The 14630-nt window shown below is 65.4% G+C and carries 13 protein-coding genes; 8 read left to right on the forward strand and 5 right to left on the reverse strand.

Annotated features, from left to right (window positions below):
* Window positions 1-253 precede the first annotated feature (253 nt).
* The 3 genes from ACT3UE_RS06445 to ACT3UE_RS06455 all read left to right on the forward strand — a co-directional run bounded on the left by ACT3UE_RS06445 (window position 254) and on the right by ACT3UE_RS06455 (window position 3883).
* Window positions 254-1135, forward strand: coding sequence for an HNH endonuclease (locus tag ACT3UE_RS06445; RefSeq protein ID WP_444566441.1), 882 nt, complete (start codon window positions 254-256; stop codon window positions 1133-1135).
* 201 nt (window positions 1136-1336) lie between these two features.
* Complete coding sequence (gene dcm / locus ACT3UE_RS06450; protein WP_444566442.1) at window positions 1337-2578, forward strand: DNA (cytosine-5-)-methyltransferase; 1242 nt, start codon at window positions 1337-1339, stop codon at window positions 2576-2578.
* A gap of 255 nt (window positions 2579-2833) precedes the next feature.
* Window positions 2834-3883, forward strand: a complete 1050-nt coding sequence (locus tag ACT3UE_RS06455) for a type II restriction endonuclease (protein WP_444566443.1) — start codon at window positions 2834-2836, stop codon at window positions 3881-3883.
* A gap of 605 nt (window positions 3884-4488) precedes the next feature.
* Here ACT3UE_RS06455 and ACT3UE_RS06460 read toward each other — a convergent pair.
* Window positions 4489-6144, reverse strand: coding sequence for an MFS transporter (locus ACT3UE_RS06460; RefSeq protein WP_444566444.1), 1656 nt, complete (start codon window positions 6142-6144; stop codon window positions 4489-4491).
* 103 nt (window positions 6145-6247) lie between these two features.
* Between ACT3UE_RS06460 and ACT3UE_RS06465 the strand changes: the two genes are divergently transcribed.
* From ACT3UE_RS06465 to ACT3UE_RS06485, 5 genes are all read left to right on the forward strand, one after another.
* Window positions 6248-7477, forward strand: a complete 1230-nt coding sequence (locus tag ACT3UE_RS06465) for an MFS transporter (protein ID WP_444566445.1) — start codon at window positions 6248-6250, stop codon at window positions 7475-7477.
* 68 nt (window positions 7478-7545) lie between these two features.
* Window positions 7546-7671: a hypothetical protein gene (locus tag ACT3UE_RS06470; RefSeq protein ID WP_444555012.1), complete on the forward strand. Its 126-nt coding sequence runs from the start codon at window positions 7546-7548 to the stop codon at window positions 7669-7671.
* Between the two features lie 86 nt (window positions 7672-7757).
* Window positions 7758-8717, forward strand: coding sequence for a metal ABC transporter substrate-binding protein (locus ACT3UE_RS06475; RefSeq protein WP_444566446.1), 960 nt, complete (start codon window positions 7758-7760; stop codon window positions 8715-8717).
* On the forward strand, window positions 8714-9454 hold the full coding sequence (locus ACT3UE_RS06480) for a metal ABC transporter ATP-binding protein (RefSeq protein ID WP_444566447.1): 741 nt from the start codon (window positions 8714-8716) through the stop codon (window positions 9452-9454). The genes ACT3UE_RS06475 and ACT3UE_RS06480 overlap by 4 nt, the downstream gene beginning before the upstream one ends.
* Complete coding sequence (locus ACT3UE_RS06485) at window positions 9451-10326, forward strand: metal ABC transporter permease (protein WP_444555009.1); 876 nt, start codon at window positions 9451-9453, stop codon at window positions 10324-10326. Before ACT3UE_RS06480 ends, ACT3UE_RS06485 begins: the two co-directional genes overlap by 4 nt.
* Before the next feature lie 63 nt (window positions 10327-10389).
* Here the strand turns inward: ACT3UE_RS06485 and ACT3UE_RS06490 are convergent, their stop codons facing one another.
* Genes ACT3UE_RS06490 through ACT3UE_RS06505 form a run of 4 tightly spaced genes read right to left on the reverse strand, consistent with a single transcriptional unit; the run spans window position 10390 to window position 14523 of the window.
* Window positions 10390-11073, reverse strand: coding sequence for a metal-dependent transcriptional regulator (locus ACT3UE_RS06490; RefSeq protein ID WP_444555008.1), 684 nt, complete (start codon window positions 11071-11073; stop codon window positions 10390-10392).
* Between the two features lie 60 nt (window positions 11074-11133).
* A complete protein-coding gene (locus ACT3UE_RS06495; RefSeq protein ID WP_444566448.1) occupies window positions 11134-11901 on the reverse strand; it encodes a sulfite exporter TauE/SafE family protein in 768 nt (255 codons plus the stop codon).
* A gap of 6 nt (window positions 11902-11907) precedes the next feature.
* Entirely contained in the window at window positions 11908-13296 is a 1389-nt protein-coding gene (locus ACT3UE_RS06500) for an MBL fold metallo-hydrolase (protein ID WP_444566449.1), read from the reverse strand.
* A 30-nt stretch (window positions 13297-13326) separates the two neighbouring features.
* Window positions 13327-14523, reverse strand: a complete 1197-nt coding sequence (locus tag ACT3UE_RS06505) for an FAD-dependent oxidoreductase (protein WP_444566450.1) — start codon at window positions 14521-14523, stop codon at window positions 13327-13329.
* Window positions 14524-14630: the final 107 nt, after the last annotated feature.

Raw genomic sequence — 14630 nt, forward strand, 5'->3', positions numbered from 1 at the left:
GATAGGATTGACTGCCACCGAAGCGGCCCGGCGGCTTTGACTTGGTCCAAAGGCATTGCGCCAGAAGCTACGCAACAGGGTCCTGCCCGGCCGCCAGATCCACGGCGACCACTGGGTCATCTATGAATAAGATCTCGCCGCTTATGCCCGCAGGGCCGGCTATGACTACCGGAAGTCACCAACAAACTCTGGCCCGGCCTCTCCCCCGGCACCGTCCGACCTGCCGGATTCCGTCGGGGCCACAACATGGTTGTTGCGCGCAGTCTCCGGCGATCGGGCCTTTGGCAGCAATGACGGATACGACGATGAACCCGAAACCCATTACCGGTGGGACGATACCGTCCCCAACCACGGGCGCATCAACGTCGGCGATACCGTCGTGCTGTGGGATAAGAAGGCCATCATCGAGGCCTCGGTCATCGAAAGAGTCGACATCACTGAATCCTCCACGCGGGTGTATCGGTCTCTGAACTGCTGCAAGGAACGCAAGACTAAGCAACCCCGCTACCGGTGCTTCAAATGCGAAAAGGAGTTCGATGAACCAACCGTCGAGAACAAGGACGTCGTTGAATACACCGCCCGTTACGGGACCTCACGGGTGTCCTTGGATGGCCTGCTGGACGGGGCTACCCTGCGCCGCTCCTGCCTGAGTCCGAACTCCCAGCTGAGTCTGTGCCCCCTGCACTGGCCGACCTTCCAGAGCGAACTCTCACAGTCCGGCGGCCCGGAACTCTTGACCGCTCTGCAGGCGTCGACGCGGACCATCGCGGGCGGGCACCGGAGCGCGAACGTCCGGGCCCGGATCGGACAAGGCCAATTCCGCCGCGACCTGCTGACCTCGATGGGACATGTTTGCGTTTTCACCGGTCCCACCCCGGCCCAGGCTTTGGAAGCGGCCCACCTCTACAGCTTCGCGGCGGTGGGTGAACACCACGAACACTGGGGCCTGCTGATGCGCCGGGACCTGCACCGGCTTTTCGACCTCGGGCTTATCGCGGTGGACCCGGCTACCCAGGCCATCGACGTCGCCGACTCCTTGGCTTCCTACGCGCTCTATGCCGGCATAGGGCGGCCAACCCTTGCATGTGGGTTTGAAAAGTCGGCAGCTGGCGTGGCTGGACGACCACTGACGTGAACACCGCACCCCCACCGGCTGAAGCCCTCCCCGTATCGCCTCCCCCGTGCCACCGTTGGGTGTTCTAATCCGTCGGTGGCGGCTGGGAAACTATCCATGCTCGAGGACGGGAAGCCACCGGGTTTCCGCCACGGCGTGGCATCCGCGCAAAAGAACGAATATGCGACATGATGTCAGGTAGTTAACCCAGATAAGGATGTCGTGGAAACGAATACCGAACTTCTTGCCCTTGCCCGTGCCCGCTACACCCAGCGTCAGCTCTCCGCACAACTCGGCGTCAACACGCGCACGATCGCCCGCTGGGAAAGCGACCAGACCCCCATGCCGACCATGCTCGCCCCGGCCCTGCGGGAACTGCTGGGCATGAAGCCGGCCGCGGCCGACGCCGATTTCCGGTTCATCGACCTGTTCGCCGGGATCGGCGGGATCCGCAAGGGCTTTGAAACCCACGGAGGAAAATGCGTGTTCACCAGCGAATGGGACCGTTGGGCGAAGAAGACCTACCTAACGAACTACCCGGACGAAAACGACCCCGAACATGTCTTCGTCGGGGACATCCAACCCGTCCCGGCAGCCGAGGTCGCCGACCACGACGTGTTGCTGGCCGGGTTTCCTTGCCAGCCGTTCTCCATTGCCGGAGTGAGCAAGAAGAACGCTCTGGGTCGGGCCCACGGCTTCGAGGACGCCACTCAGGGCACCTTGTTCTTCGACGTGGCCCGGATCATCGATGAGAAGCGGCCCGCGGCGTTCATGTTGGAGAACGTGAAAAACCTGCGCTCCCACGATAAGGGCCGGACCTTCGCGGTCATCATGGCCACCTTGCAGGAAGAACTTGGTTACGAGGTCCATACCAAGGTCATCAATGGCATCAGTTTCACCCCGCAGAACCGTGAACGCATCATCATCGTCGGTTTCCGTGAACCCACCGACTTCACTTGGGACGATCTGGAAATACCGCCCGTGGGGCCGAAACTCGAGACCATCCTGCACCGCACCGACGGCACCGAACCGGTGCTCGAGTGGGACGGCGACCGGTTCTTCGACCTCGACAACGCCCGTGTGCAGCCCAAATACACGCTCACCGCCAACCTGTGGTCCTACCTGCAGGGATATGCGGCCAAGCACAAGGCCGCCGGCAACGGTTTTGGCTTCGGCTTGGTCCATCCCACCGGGACCTCCCGGACCCTGTCTGCCCGCTACTACAAAGACGGCTCCGAGATCCTCGTCGCCCAAGACGGCAACCGGCCCCGCCGACTCACCCCTAGGGAATGCGCGCGCCTGATGGGGCTGGATGACACCCACCGCATTCCCGTCAGCGACACCCAAGCCTATCGCCAGTTCGGTAACAGCGTCGTGGCCCCCGTTATGGCAGAAGTCGCACGTATCATGACCCCGCACGTCCAAGCCATCCTGGCCCGCCAGGACAGTCCACTGGTCGCCTGAAAACACCCGCCGCACGAACATCACACGACACAACACGGAGATCCTGGGGGATCAATGGAACTTGGATATCTTGCCGATCATTTCAAGGGCGTGGCCGCTAAGGTCCTTAGTCGCGTCGAAACCGTGGGAAACGGTTCCAACCAAAACGAGTTAGCCGGTACCAAGGCCTTTCGGGAGCTCTTCGGCGACCCTGAAGGCAGAGTCCCATTGCGGACTAGGTTCCTGTGGGCGACGGATGAGGCAGAGGAGCCCGTCGTGGAAGACGGCACCCTGACCTACTACGACGCCCGCGCAAATCAACCCAAACGCGGCTCCGAATACCGGCTCTACTACCCCGCGCATGTCGAGGCCATGAAACGGGCCCTGCCCGGGGACATCGTGTTCATAGCAAAACAGAAGGACGACACGGTCCTGCTCATTGTCGCGCCTCACGGCTCGAGCATGGCCGCGCAACTAGATTGGCTCTTCGGCACCAACGCCTTGGAACGCGAGAGCTACTCCGTACGAACCAGCCTCCAAGAGAATCAGGACGGTCTGGGGTTGCCTGCCCTGTATCTGCTGGACATGCTCGGCATCGCTGTCGAACCCACCGACCAGAACTGGCTCGAACAACTTCTCGAAAAGTTCGGGGCCACCTTTCCCTCCACCGCGGAGTTCGGGGCCTTCACCCGATCCACTCTCCCCGATGCTGACCCACGCGATGACCCTGACGCGGTACTCATGGCCTGGCTGGAACGCGAGGAACTACTCTTCCGCACCCTAGAACGCCATCTAGTCACTGATACCCTCAATGCGGTCTACACCAACGGCCAAGTTGACGTGGACAAGTTCGTCGCCGAGTCCCTACGCATCCACAACAGGCGCAAAAGCCGGGCAGGCAAGAGCCTTGAGCACCATCTCATCGCTACTTTTGAGGCTCTGGGGATGCGCCATACCTTCGACAAGGCCACCGAAAATGATGTCCGCCCCGATTTCATCTTCCCCAGCATCGAGGACTACCACGACCCTAGTATCCCGGCCGAGCAACTGACCGTCCTGGGAGCGAAGACCACCTGCAAGGACCGCTGGCGTCAGGTCCTGAGCGAAGCTGAACGCATCGAGCACAAACACCTGATCACCTTGGAAAGCCCGATCAGCTTAGGGCAAACCCGGGAGATGCAGGCACAGAAACTGCAACTTGTCGTCCCCAAGCCGCTGCAGGCACCCTACAGGGCCGAGCAACAATCTTGGCTGATGGACCTAGCCGCTTTCGCCGAACTCACCCGCGGCCGGGACCAGACCGGGCCAACCAGTAGTCTCTTCTGATCCAAGCCCTGAATCTTGCGCCGCTTATATGAGAACGGCGCCGATACGCAGGCCCGGTCGGGTCAGCAGGTAGGTTCAGTGCATGACAAAAAGAAGATCGCCCTAGAAATCGACACCGAGAGCGCCACCGCTTCCCGCTCCTTGGCACGGGCGCTCCTAGCAGTCTTCGAAGCCAGCAGGGTCAGCGCAGGGACTATCTATGTCAAGGGATTCGCCATGAATCCTTCGGATGGGTGGGGACGGGGTACCACCGGATCGAAATCAGCAACACCTAGAACTTCTCCCGGAGGAGTAGAAGCCTCACGGCGACGGACTCCTGCCCGCCACGAGTCGGAATACCCCGCTCGTCCTCGAGAGGTGTTTCAATCCGTCGCAAAAGGAAAATTGCCCACCGAGGATGACTTTCCCCGACCGCTCACGGGGCAAACACTTCGCGGGGACGATGGCAGCAACTCGCGCAATATGACTATGACTTTCCCCGGAGATACCGGACCCGCCCGGGAATCAGCAGCGTTTGCCCGCTAACGCGTACCGATTAGCTCAGGCATCGCCTGCTCCCATAAGTACGTCCACGCGCTGCTCGCGTCCGCAATGCAATCGTGTTCTCAGTGCCTAGTCGGATCAGTCCAGTTGCCGGTGCACACTTTCCACAGCGTCCAGACGACATCGACGGCGTAGACGAAGACCCAGAGCCGTAGGGCAGCCGCCAGGAGGGCGACGAGGTCGAATGGCCCGGTGACGGCATGGATCACCGCACGGAACGGGAGGATCGCTTCTTGCCCGATCCCGAGAAGCGCCTCCGGGTTCAACGAGGGCAGGAAGAGCAACCCGAGGACGACGGCGGTCCCGAAGAGGACCGTATGCCAGAGCAGGTCCACCATGAGCTGCCGTCGGCTCTTTTCCGGCTTGGCCTCCTCCGAGGCCACGCTCTCTTCGTCTTCTGCGTCCAGGCCCGCATCCGCTGCGTTGTCCGGAGTCTCGATGGGCGTTGGGACCAGCGGTGTCGGCTCGAGAGTGCGGGGCTGATCCACCGCGCCGAGCCGGCGCACTGCCGCCGGCACCAGCGCCGCCCCGGAGAGAATGACCACCGCGAAGACGAGGCAGGCCATGAGCCAGGATCCGGCGTCGTACAAGAAACCTGCGGCGAGTGAACCGACCATAGCCCCGGCCAGGGTGCTGGCTTCGTAGAGGCTCAGCCCGCGTCCGAGGTGGCGAGGCCCGACCGATTCGGCGATGACCGCCTGCTGGATGGGCATGATGGCCGCCCAGGCGGCCCCGGAGAGCACCCACAGACCAGCGATGACCAAAGGATTGGGCGCTAAGCCGAGGCCCGCGGCGAAGATCGCACTGGCCACTGAACCGAGGATCAGGATTTTCCGGCGCCCGTACATGACGACGGCACGGTGCAGAAGGGGTGGCAGGATGCTCATGGCGATTGCACCGGGCAGGAAGATCAGTGCGATTTGAAAGGGCTCCAAGTCGAAGTGACGCTGCAGCTGCAGGATCATCAGCAGGCTGATCGCGGCCTCCGCGGCCTCGACGATGACCACTGCCAGCAGCATCGGTCGCAGCTTCCGACCCACCCCACCCAGATTCAGGGAGGTCAACGCCGTTGCGGAATCGTTCTCGGTTCCTTCCTCCCCACCGCCGGCAGGTTCATCGGGCGCGGCAGGTAGGACCCGCCGCCCCGGTGAGGTGGCCAGCACCACGGCCGCTGCGAAGGAACAGAGGGCCAGTGCGAAGAACACGGAGACATAATTGGTCAGCGAGAGCAGGACGACCGCCGGAACGAACACGACCCAGCTGCCGTATTCCTCGGCCGAGAGCAGCTTGGCGAAGACTCCCGAGTCTATGTCCAACCGTTCGCCCACGATGGCCCGGATCGCCACCCACAGGAAGGCTCCTCCCACCCCGGACACGGCTGCTGCCGTCACCGCCAGCGGCAACCCGGAGGCCAGCCCGAAGAGCACGCAGCCCACACCGATGGTCGCTGCGCCTGCTGCCGCGATGCCGAGGCGTCCTCCACGGTCCACCAAGGTTCCGGCGAACGGTCGGGTGAGCAGGGAGACCAGCACGTCCACGGCGAGCAGGACACCGGTCTGGGAGGCCGAGAGTCCCAGCACGGCCCCAGCGAACAGCGGGAGGACGAAGTCGATGAACGTTCCCGTGCCGCTGGTGAGCGTGGCACTGGTGAGCACCCGGCGTTCGCGGCGCAACACCGAGGGCGCTCCCAGGCGATCCGCGCCATCGAGACGTGCCATCAATGCCCTCCCCCGGCTCCGGTACCGTGTGCACCGTCACAGGCACACTACACGGAACTAGTCATGCAGGCAGGCGATCACGAAAACGGCCTACGGTGAATACGTGACACCCGACCCGCTTGAGGCCCCAGACACCGCGACTGCCACCGGCCCTTCACTCACCGACCGCCGGGCGCGACTGGCGGTTTCGCTGCTCTTTTTGACCAACGGCGCCCTGTTCGCCAACCTGCTGCCGCGCTACCCGGCGATCAAGGACGGACTCGGGCTCTCCAACGGGGAATTCGGGGCTGCCGTCGCGGCCTTCCCGCTCGGGGCCCTCATCGCCGGTCTGGCCGCGGCCACCCTGATCCGTCGCTTCCGCTCCTCACGGGTCGCCGTCACCGGCACGATCCTCACCGGCGCCGGCATCCTGCTGGCCGGACTGGCCCCGAGCTGGGCGTTGCTTGCCGGGGCGCTGTTCATCGCCGGGGCCGCCGACGCGATCACCGATGTCGCCCAGAACTCCCACGGGCTGCGCGTCCAACGCCGTTATGGCCGCTCGATCCTGAACTCCTTCCACGCCGCCTGGAGTGTGGGCGCGGTCCTGGGCGGGCTGATGGGGGCCGCGGCCTCCGGAGCCGATATCCCACGCGGCATCCATTTGGGGCTTTCACTCATCCTCTTCAGCGCCCTCGCCCTGTATTGCCGCCGCACGCTTCTTCCCGGGCCGGAGCCGACCGAGGTGGACACCGCGGAGCAGCACGACGGCGGCATCCCCCGGGCCCGCGTCTCCCGCCTGGCCACCTACGGGATCCTCGCCGCACTGGTCCTGGTCGCCACGGGCGGCTCGGTCATCGAGGATGCCGGCAACTCCTGGGCGGCCATCTACCTGCACGATTCACTCGGCGCCGTTGCGCCGGTCACCGCGCTGGGTTTCGTGGCCCTCATCGGCTGCCAGCTGGTGGGTCGGCTCATCGGTGACCAGCTCTTCGATGCCTTCGGCCAACGACTGGTGGCCCGTGCCGGGGGCGTCATCGTCGTGGTGGGCATGGGGTTGGCGCTGGCTTTCCCGACCATCCCGGGGACCATCATCGGTTTCGGGCTTTCCGGCTTCGGCATGGCCACGCTGATCCCGGCGGCCATGCACGCCGCCGACGAGCTCCCCGGCCTGCGCCATGGCACGGGGTTGACCATCCTGGGCTGGCTGATGCGCGTGGGGTTCCTGTTCTCCCCACCGATCGTCGGGTTTGTTGCCGACCGCACCACCCTGGCCACCGGGCTGCTCATCGTGCCATTGGCCGGACTGCTGGTCATCGTCTGTGCCGGGGTCCTGCCCCGCAAGATCCGGGTCTGACCCGCGTCACCTGTTGAGGGAGTACCGTGGCCGGAACAGGACATCAGGACCGGAACGGAGGCAGGACCATGGACACCGGATTGCTCTGCACACTGCTATCGACCGCCATCCTCATCGGAACCTTCAGCGCCGTGGGCGTGATCTGGAAAAACGGCAAGAAGACCGGGCAGATCCGACACATCTTGCGGGACTAGGCGGAAGTTTCGGGCTTGCGGGTCAAAACAACAGGTTTGGGGACCCGAACTTTTGTTTTCTGGGTGCTTGATCGTAAAGTACAGATATGCACATCCCTCACTTTCCCTGGCCAAAAAACGCTAGGCGTCGCCCCGTTGCCGCTGCTGCCCTGCTGGCTGCGGCCCTGGGCCTGACGAGCTGCAGCGCAGCAGCCTCGTCCACCGGTACCGACGACGACTCCGACCTGCCCGTGGTCCTGACGACCTTCACCGTCCTGTCGGATCTGGCCACCAATGTCGCCGGAGACCACCTCCAGGTGGAGTCGATCACCAAGCCGGGTGCGGAGATCCACGGCTACGAGCCGACCCCCGGGGACATCAAGAAGGCCTCGAAGGCCGATCTGATCGTGGATAACGGGATGAACCTCGAAGCGTGGTTCGAGAAGTTCGTGGACCACCTGGACGTCCCCCACATCGTGGCCAGCGAAGGCGTGGACGTCATCGACATCAGCGAGGACGAGCAGGCCGGATTGCCCAACCCACACGCCTGGATGAGCCCGGACAACGCCAAGCTCTACGTCGACAACATGGCGAAGGCCTTCGGTGAACTCGCCCCCGAGCATGCCGAGGATTTCCTGGCCAACGCCGCGGAATACAAGAAGGAGATCCAGCAGGTCGGTGACGATCTGGAAGCCGATCTGTCCACGTTGCCGAAGAATGAACGGGCGCTGGTCACCTGCGAAGGCGCCTTCTCCTATCTGGCCCGCGACGCCGGACTGACCGAGCAGTACATCTGGGCGGTCAACGCCGAGCAGCAGGCCCGGCCCAGCCAGATCGCCGCGGCCATCGAATTCGTGAAGGACCAGCAGGTCCCCGCGGTGTTCTGCGAATCCACGGTCTCCGATGCCCCGATGCAGCAGATCGTCGAGGCCACCGACGCTGACTTCGGCGGAACCCTGTACGTCGACTCGCTCTCCACCGCCGACGGACCGGTCCCGACCTATCTGGATCTGCTGCGCCATGACTCGGAGACCATTTCCGACGCGTTGACCGGAGCCAACTCATGACCGCCGCGATCGACGTGCGCGAGGCCACCGTCCACTACGGCGATGTCCTGGCCCTGGACCACGCCAGCGTGAGCTTGCAGCCCGGCCGCATCTGCGGACTGGTCGGCATGAACGGCTCGGGCAAGTCCACGCTGTTCAAGACGATCATGGGTTCGGTGACCCCGGACCAGGGAACCGTGAAGATCAACGGCGGGGCCCCGGCCGCCGCCCGCAAGGCGGGCACCATCGGCTACGTCCCGCAGAGCGAGGAGGTCGACTGGGCCTTCCCGGTGTCCGTCCGCGATGTGGTGATGATGGGCCGCTACGCCCAGATGGGCTTCACCCGCCGGCCACGCCCGGCCGACCGAGCCGCCGTGGCGGACGCCCTGGAACGGGTGGAACTGACCGAATTCGCCGACCGGCAGATCGGCCAACTCTCCGGAGGACAGAAGAAGCGGGCCTTCGTGGCCCGAGGGATCGCCCAGGGTGCCACCATCCTGTTGTTGGACGAGCCGTTCGCCGGCGTCGATAAGCGCACGGAGGCCACCATCACGTCCCTGTTGCGCGGGCTCGCCGCCGACGGCGCCACCGTCCTGGTCTCCACCCACGACCTCCACGCCCTGCCGGCCCTGGCCGACGAGGCCGTGCTGCTGATGCGCAAGGTGTTGATGCACGCCTCCCCCGACGAAGTCCTCCAACCCGAGAACCTGGCCCGCGCCTTCGGCCTGGACGTCATGGACCGGGAGGTGCTGGCATGAACCTCATCGAGCTCTTCGCCGAACCACTCAGCTACGACTTCATGGTCCGTGCCCTGGCCACCACCATCATCGCCTCGGTCGTCTGCGCCGTGCTCTCCTGCTGGCTGGTGCTGGTGGGCTGGTCCCTGATGGGCGATGCCGTGTCCCATGCGGTGCTTCCCGGGGTCGTGCTGGCCTACGTCGTCGGGGCGCCCTTCGCTCTGGGGGCCATCGTCTTCGGGTTCCTGGCCGTCGCCCTGATCGGGGTGGTGCGTGACACCAGCCGGGTCAAGGAGGATGCCGCGATCGGGATCGTGTTCACCACGCTCTTCGCGCTGGGTCTGGCACTGATTTCCGTCACCCCCTCCCAGACCGACCTGAACCACATCATCTTCGGCAACCTGCTCGGGGTCTCCCGGGCGGAGCTGTGGCAGGTGGGCATCCTGGGGGCCATCACCCTGGCGGTCCTGCTGCTCAAGCGCCGCGATTTCACCCTCTACGCCTTCGATCCCACCCACGCCCAGGCGATCGGGCTGAACCCGCGCCTGCTCGGAGCGGGTCTGTTGGGTCTGCTCGCGTTGACCTGCGTCGTGGCGCTGCAGGCGGTCGGCGTGGTGCTGGTGGTGGCCATGCTCATCATCCCCGGGGCCACGGCCTACCTGCTCACCGACCGGTTCTCCCGGATGCTGGTGATCGCCCCGATCATCTCGGTGGTCTGCGCCGTGGCCGGGCTGTATGTGAGCTACTACCTCGACACCGCCTCGGGAGCCATGGTGGTCCTGTCCCAGGGCGCCGCCTTCACAGTGGTCTACCTGTTCGGCCCCCGCCACGGACTGCTGGGTAAGCGGTGGGCGGCGCAGCGGCGCAAGCGCCTGCTCACCACCGCAGCCTGAGGGGGAACGGCAAAAAACTGCCCGCCCGGTTGAACCGGGCGGGCAGTTTTTTGCTTCTGTTCCCTAGCGGCCGGCGACCGAGACGAAGAGGGCGTCGCTGGCCGTCTTCCCCAGGCTCAACGGCGGCTGGTCGGAGCCGTCGATCTGCACTTCGAGTGTGCCCGAATACGGTTCGCCGGCGCCCACGGTCAACCGCACACCACAGATGATGTCCCGGTCCCTGAAGTAGCCCAGCAGTTCGCTGTCGGAGTCGGAGATCCGCTCGACCACCACGACGGTTCCGGGTTCGACGCCGGTGAGCTGGACGGCGTCGGGCACCTCCACGGTGCCGTCCGCCGCGGGGATGGGATCCCCGTGCGGGTCGCGCGTGGGGTGCTCCAGGATGGTGTCGATGCGTTCGATCATGAAGTCCGAGACGGCATGCTCGAGGACTTCGGCCTCGTCGTGGACCTGTTCCCAGCCGTAGCCCAGGATGTCGACCAGGAAGGATTCGATCAGCCGGTGGCGGCGGACCATCGCCACCGCGTGGGTGCGACCGGTTTCGGTGAGTTCAACGGTGCCGTATTTGGCATGGTCCAGGTAGCCCTGCTCGGCGAGTTTGCGCACGGCATCGGAGACCGTGGAGATCCGCAAGCCGGTTTTTTCGGCGATGTCCTTGGTGGTGACCGGTTCGCTGGTCCACTCCGAGAGGCTCCAGACGGCTTTGAGATGGTTTTGGGCGCTGTCCGACAATTCAGTAACCGACATGCAGGCCAGTCTACGCAGCCCGGGCCCCACAAGCCCGTCGGAGGGTCCCGGCCCCACCGGCTAGAAGGCCAGGACCACCCGGGCCACCACATAGGCGGCGACCACGAAGACCAGCGAGGCGAAGCCTCGTTTGAGCACCCGTTCGGGCAGCGAGCGCCCGATATGCCCGGCAATATAGGACGCCACCATGGCGGTTCCGGCGAAGGCCCCGGTCAGCGCCCAGTCCAGGTCCAGGTTCCCGATATGGGAGATGAATCCGCCCAGGGAGTTGACCACCACGATGACCAGCGAGGTCCCCACCGCCGTGGTCATGGGTAGACCCAGGACCAATGCCAGGGCCGGGACGATGAGGAACCCTCCGCCGACCCCGAGCAGACCGGTCAGGAATCCGACGACGATACCGGTGGCCACCGCCTTGGGTAGGCGGCGACGCCAGATGATGGTTCCGTCGGCGGCTATGTCATGGCCGGCCCGGGAACCGACGGGCAACAGCATCCGGATGCCGGCCAGCACCATGATCGCCGCGAAGACGATCAGCAGCACCTGCTGATCCATCAGCGAGTTCACCGCGGTGCCGGCGAAGGCCGTCGCCCCGCCGGTGACCCCGATGACCAGCGCCAGCCGCCAGTCCACATCGCGTCGTATCCGGGGCAGCACCGCCATGGTCGAGGAGGCCCCCACGACCACCAGCGAGCTGGGGATGGCCGCCGAGAGTGGCATCCCCACCCCATAGACCAGTGCCGGAACCGCCAGGATGGACCCTCCCCCGCCGACGAGCCCCAGCAGCCCGCCGACGATCAGCCCGAAGACCAGTGCGGCACCGATCACCGCCGGCTACCTGGCGTACTGTTCGGCCCAGGCGGCATAGCTGCCCTCGAGCTCGACGACGTCGTACCCGGCATGACGCAGCGTGCTGGCGACCACCGAACTGCGCACCCCACTCTGGCAGTAGGTGACGATGGTTCCACTGGTGGGCAGCTTCTCCAGGTTCCACAACACCCTCCCGCCGTGGAGTTGTTCCGAGCCGGGGACGTGGCCGTCCTCGTGCTCGGATTTGGCCCGGACGTCCAGCAGCAGCGCCTTGTCGAAGTCGGCGATCTCGCCCGGCTGGACCAGTTTCGGCGTATGCCGGGGCAGGCCCTCGATGCTGGTGACGTAACCGGAGACATCGTCGATGCCCACCCGGATCAGGTGGTCCCACATCGTCCGGGCGGCCTCGGGGCCCTCGGCCAGCAGGACCAGCGGGCGGCCGTCGCGTTCGGGGTCGATGGCCCAGGCCCCGTAGGTGGCCATGGATTTGATCGCCGGAATGTTCACCGACCCGGTGACCGTGCCCCGGTGGACCTCGCTCTGGGCCCGGGTGTCCACGAAGGTCACCTCGTGGGCGTCCAGCGAGGCGGCGACCTGGTCCACGTCGAGCTCCTGAAGCGGCTTCCGTTCGCCCAGGACGGCGGGGCCGGCGAGGTTCTGGCGCTTCATGCGCCCGAAGTAGGCCGGGGCGTCGGGCTGGCCCTCGAGCAGTTCGGCGACGAAGCCTTCCTCGTCGTCGGCCTCCAGGTATTTGCCCCACCAGGCGTTGAGCCGTTCATAGCCCACGGTGCTCGAGGGCACGGCACCCAGCGCCTTGCCGCAGGCGCTGCCGGCGCCGTGGGCCGGGTGGACCTGGACATGGTCGGGCAGGGTGAGGAACTTGTCCCGCAGGCTGGCGAACATCTGCTTCGCCCCGATGAAGCGGGTATCCACGCCGCCGGCGGCCTCGTCGAGCAGGTCGGGGCGGCCCAGATCCCCGCAGAAGACGAAGTCACCGGTCAGCGCGTACCCGGGATCCTTCGAGAAGGCCCCGTCGGTGACCAGGAAGGTCAGATGTTCGGGGGTGTGCCCGGGGGTGTGGAGGGCGGTGAGGGTGATGTTGCCCAGGGTGATGGTGCCACCCTCGGTGAGCACGGTGGCCTCGAAGTCATAGAGCCAGTCGGGTCCTCCCTCGCCGGAGACATACATGGTGGCGCCGGTATCGGCCGCCAGTTCGCGGGTGCCCGAGAGGTAGTCGGCGTGCACGTGCGTTTCGGTCACGGCGGTGATCTTCAGTCCGTTCTCCGCGGCGATCCGGTGGTAGACGTCGGTATCGCGGCGGGCGTCGATGACCACTGCTTCCCCGTTGCCCTGGCAGCCGATGACGTAGCTGGCCTGTGCCAAATCGGTGTCGTAGATGCGTTCAAAGAACATGGCGTACTCCTTAGGCAGTCGCTCGTGGGTTCAGGCTCGTCCCTTGAGGATGAGATTCCAATACATGTTGGGCAGTCCGTAGCGTTTGAGGTACCACATGTCCTTGCGTTCATGGGTGGTGTCGATGAACGGGAAGCTTGGTGCCGGGCGCATGCTGTAGTCGAATTCGGCCAGCAGCATCGTGTGGCGTGAGGTGGTCAGCGGGCAGGAGGCGTACCCGCCGTAGCTGGCCGACGGCGTCGCCCCACGCATGACGGCCAACAGGTTCTCCACCACCACGGGGGCCTGTTTGCGGATGGCCGCCCCGGTCTTGGAGTTCGGGCTCGAGCCGGCATCGCCCAGGGCGAAGACCTCCGGGTACCTGGTGTGGCGCAGCGTGTTCTTGTCGATCTCCACGTAGCCGGCGGGGTTCTGGGGGTCGGCCAGGGCATTGTTCTTCAACCAGTCCGGGGCGGACTGCGGCGGGACGGCGTGGAGGAAGTCGTAGCCGAGTTCCTCGTCGGTCCCGGTGGTGTTGTTGCGCACCGAGACGGTTTTGGCCTCCGGGTCGATGGAGGTTGCTTCGCTGCTGAAGCGGACCTCGATGCCGTAGTCGGCGACGACCCGGTCGAGTTCGTCGGAGAATTCCTTGACCCCGAACATGCCCGGGGTGGGTAGGACCAGGACCATGTGGATATCGTCCAGGACCCCCTGTTCACGCCAGTAGTCGGCGGCGAGGTAGGCGATCTTCTGGGGTGCTCCGGCGCATTTGATCGGCCCGGCCGGCATGGTGAACACGGCGGTGCCCGAGCGCAGGGCGCGGATCATGGTCCAGGTCTTGGGCGCCAGCTCGAAACTGTAGTTGCTCGAGGCCGAGGGGGTCTTCAGGGCCTCGGGCAGGCCGGGCAGCTTGTCCCAGTCCAGCTGGATGCCGGGGCAGACCACCAGATAGTCATATCCGACGGTGGTCCCGGAGGCGAGGGTGACGGTCTTCGCCTCGGGGTCGACCCCCGTGGCGGCGTCCTTGATCCAGGCGACCCCCTGGGGCATGACCGAGGCCTGGGACCTCACCGATTCCTTCGCCGGGGCCCGTCCACCGCCGACCAGGGTCCAGAGCGGTTGGTAGTAGTGCTTGTCGTTCGGTTCGATGACGGCGACGTCGTCCTGGCCGGCATGGCGTAGCCGGGCGGCCACGCTCAGTCCGGCGTTGCCGCCGCCGATGATCAGGATGCGATGGTGCAGGCCCATATGAAACGTCTCCACTTCGTTCGGCGCTGCCCGCCGGAGCTGTCCATGCGGCGGGGAGGTGCCGGATCCCGGCGGGAAGCACCCTACGCCCTAATGTACGTACATTT

The sequence above is a fragment of the Arthrobacter sp. 179 genome (assembly GCF_052379645.1).
GTDB lineage: Bacteria > Actinomycetota > Actinomycetes > Actinomycetales > Micrococcaceae > Arthrobacter_H.